This is a genomic window from Streptomyces niphimycinicus (assembly GCF_018883605.1).
GTDB classification, from domain to species: Bacteria; Actinomycetota; Actinomycetes; order Streptomycetales; family Streptomycetaceae; genus Streptomyces; species Streptomyces niphimycinicus.
Genome location: NZ_JAHLEM010000222.1, coordinates 1 through 3,067 on the forward strand (window position 1 = coordinate 1; position 3,067 = coordinate 3,067).

A 3,067-nucleotide genomic window follows, 5' to 3' on the forward strand; every position below is an offset into this window, starting at 1 on the left:
CTGCGGGAGCGGAACCGGGAGGCGGCGAACTTGACCAGCGCCAAGTTGAGCTCGACCAGGGTGTTACGCACATAGGCGTATTCGTGGGTGCCTTCCTCCAGCACCTCGAGGCGCTCGAAAAGGGTCTTCGACAGAGCCCTCGCGTCCACCGGTGCTACCGTGTCATAAGGAGGTATTTCCGGTAGATCGGACAATTCCGGCAGTTCGCCGAAGAGGTGGCCAACGGTCGCCTGGGCGTCCGCGTCCGGGGTGAACTGCTCGGGCAGGGGGGCCGACGAAACGGTGGTCCGGGTACTCCCCGAGGGTTCGGTACGCGTGTCGTCGAGGCGGGGTGACATAGTCTCCTCCATCGTTCTCGGCATATGGCTGCCGGTGCCATAACGTGCTGCTCCGGTGAGCGGCGCCTCCAAAGCCGGGCCGTAAGCGGATGTGACCCTCTACGCCTACCTGCATCAGCCACCAAGTGGCAAGTCCACGTTGTCCATATTTGCCGAACTATGCGAAATGTTCGGCTACCAGAGGACCGGGTAGAAGGCGTAGGGTTCGATGCGCGCAATCGAAAGCAACGAGACGCCAGAAGAGGTGCGCAGATGGACCGCGGGATGGTCGGCAGCGCCAGCAAAGGCCGGCTCCAGGTCGAGGTTCGGCACCACGGGGTGAGCGCGATCGTGACACCGGCGGGTGAGCTGGATCACCACACCGCCGAAGTGCTCCGCGAGCCGCTCGAGAAGTGCGTAGAGGGGGGACGTGTCCGGCTGGTGGTGGACTGCTCGAAGCTGGAGTTCTGCGACTCCACCGGGCTCAACGTCCTCCTCGGCGCACGGCTCAAGGCCGAGGCCGAAGGCGGCGGTGTCCATCTGGCCGGGATGCTGCCGATCGTTGCCCGGGTGTTCGAGATCACGGGCGCGGATGCCGTCTTTACGGTGCATGAGTCGCTCGATGCGGCCCTTGTCGAGTGACGTAGGTCACTCCTGTTTCCGGCGTGTCATCGGTGGGTCATCGATGCGTTGCCCGCGTCACATCAGTGGGGCGGAAGTAGTGGGTGTTCTCACGCTTTGGCAGGGCAGGAGACAGGCTGAAACTGTTGAAGAGATCAGGTATCCCTTGACCCTGAATCGGTGAATCGGTGAGGTGAAGCGCTGATGAGCACCACCCGGCCGTACCCGCCGGGCGACCGCGGCCCGGACCCGGACGGCCCCGCGGCTTCGGCCTCCCCACCGGCACCCCCGGCACCCCCGACCGCCGGTCCCATCCGCCAGACCCGCAGGCTCGCTCTGATCGGGGCCAGCGGGGCCGTTCCGCGCGCCCGCGACTTCACACGCGAGGCGCTGCGCGACTGGGGGTGGCTTCCGGCAGTGACCGCCGACCACCGGGCCGCCGCCGAGGACGTCCTGCTCGTCGTCTCCGAACTGGTCACCAACGCCTGTCTGCACGCCGAGGGCCCCGAAGAGCTGCGCGTGAGCTGCAACGCCAAGGTGCTCCGCCTCGAGGTCGTGGACCTCGGCACCGGTACGCCCGCACCGCGCACCCCGCACCGGGCCGGCCGGCCCGGCGGCCACGGCATGTTCATCGTCCAGCGGCTGTGCCTCGACTGGGGGGTCGTGCGGAACGTGGAGGGCTCCGGCAAGACGGTCTGGGCCGAACTCGCCGCGCCGGGCTGAAGAGCGCGGCCCAGGCCCCACCGCGATACCGCCGTCCACCCGCGGGTCCGGCTGATCCGGCCTGCCCACCCGGCCGTGGTCGACCTGGCCGTGCCCGCCACGGCCGTGCCCGCCACGGCCGGGGTCTCCTCCGGTGTTTCCGGCCCCGAGCCGGCCTGATCCGTGCCGCGTTTCCGGCCCGGGCCCGTCTGATCCCCGCCGCCGTAAGCGGCCACTTCACCCCTCTTCTCCGCTTCGCGCCGATCCGGCGTGCTTTTTGTCTTCCCTTGGCAAGGTCCCCGGCGTACCGTCAGCGCCCAATCTGATGTGCCGTCAGTTACATTCGGCTGCGGCGCTTGACGAGAGGGGATCTCGTGGTGTCCCACATCCAACGGCGCCCGGCCGGCCGTGGCGGCGCCCTCACGCTCGCGGCGGCCCTGGCCGGCTCCGTGGTGCTCCTCACCGCCCCGGCCGCGCACGCCGACACCGTGGACGTCGACTACAAGTGCAAGACACCGATCGGCGACAAGAGCGCCGTATCGCCCATCGATATCAAGAGCGTCGCGAGCGGCGGCTCCTACAAGCTCACGATGTCCTTCGAGAAGGGCGTCTCCTCCAGCCCCGTAGAGCTGGGCAAGGGCGCCATGCACCCCAGCGCGCTCATCAAGCTGGGCGGAGCGGAGAGCGGCACGCTGTCGGTCTCGGGGCCCGCCAACGACAAGGCCATCCCGGCCAACACCCCGATCAAGATCAGTGATCTGTCGGGCACCTACACCCCCAAGAAGAGCGGAAAGGTCACCTTCACCGCCTCCACGCTCACCATCAAGGCGCTGGGAACGACCACCACCTGCACCCCCGGCAACAACCCCAAGCCCTCGCTGACGCTGGACGTCAAGGGCGCGGGCGGCGGCGGGGACTCCGGCTCCACCGGCGGTACGGGCAGTACGGGCGGTACGAGTACGGGCGGCACGGGCGGATCCGGCGGTGCGCGGGGCGGCTCCGGCAACGACCAGTTGCCACAGACCGGACCAGCGGACTCCGCCGTCGCGCTCGGCACCCTCGGCGGCACGGTGCTGCTCGCCGGAGTGGCCGGGGCGCTCTGGCTGACCCGCCGTCAGCGGACCCCCTGACGCTCGCGGCAGCCGAGGAGCCGCCGATGCCGCCGCGTATCCGTGCCGTCAGCCGCGCAGTCAGCCGTACAGCGGGCCGTGCCGTCAGCCGTGCGGTGAGCCGTACAGCGGGCCGCGCAGTCAGCCGTGCGGTGAGCCGTACAGCGGTCCGTGCGCTCAGCCGCGCAGCGAGCCGTACAACCGGCCGTACGACCGGCCGTGCGGCCATGCACGCCGTCGTCCGGCCGGCCGTCCGCGTCTGGGCCCCGGCCCTGCTGGCCGGGGCCCTGATGGCCCCGGCGAGCCCGGTGTCCTGGG

3 protein-coding genes and 1 pseudogene are annotated in these 3,067 nt (G+C 69.8%); 3 read left to right on the forward strand and 1 reads right to left on the reverse strand.

Annotation, left to right across the window (positions count from 1 at the left end; translation table 11 throughout):
• Positions 1-350, reverse strand: a pseudogene (locus KN815_RS20485) (RNA polymerase sigma factor SigF); the annotation flags it as partial.
• A gap of 240 nt (positions 351-590) precedes the next feature.
• Here KN815_RS20485 and KN815_RS20490 point away from each other — a divergent pair.
• From KN815_RS20490 to KN815_RS20500, 3 genes are all read left to right on the forward strand, one after another.
• Positions 591-959, forward strand: coding sequence for an STAS domain-containing protein (locus KN815_RS20490; RefSeq protein ID WP_119989188.1), 369 nt, complete (start codon positions 591-593; stop codon positions 957-959).
• 183 nt (positions 960-1,142) lie between these two features.
• Complete coding sequence (locus KN815_RS20495) at positions 1,143-1,661, forward strand: ATP-binding protein (protein ID WP_216343400.1); 519 nt, start codon at positions 1,143-1,145, stop codon at positions 1,659-1,661.
• 353 nt (positions 1,662-2,014) lie between these two features.
• Positions 2,015-2,770 (forward strand): LPXTG cell wall anchor domain-containing protein, encoded by a 756-nt coding sequence (locus tag KN815_RS20500; protein WP_216343401.1) that lies wholly within the window; start codon positions 2,015-2,017, stop codon positions 2,768-2,770.
• Positions 2,771-3,067 lie beyond the last annotated feature (297 nt).

What these genes read in the sequence shown, in the direction of transcription:
- KN815_RS20490 (WP_119989188.1), top strand. Translation starts at nt 591, where the DNA reads ATGGACCGCGGGATGGTCGGCAGCGCCAGCAAAGGCCGGCTCCAGGTC.
- KN815_RS20495 (WP_216343400.1), top strand. Translation starts at nt 1,143, where the DNA reads ATGAGCACCACCCGGCCGTACCCGCCGGGCGACCGCGGCCCGGACCCG.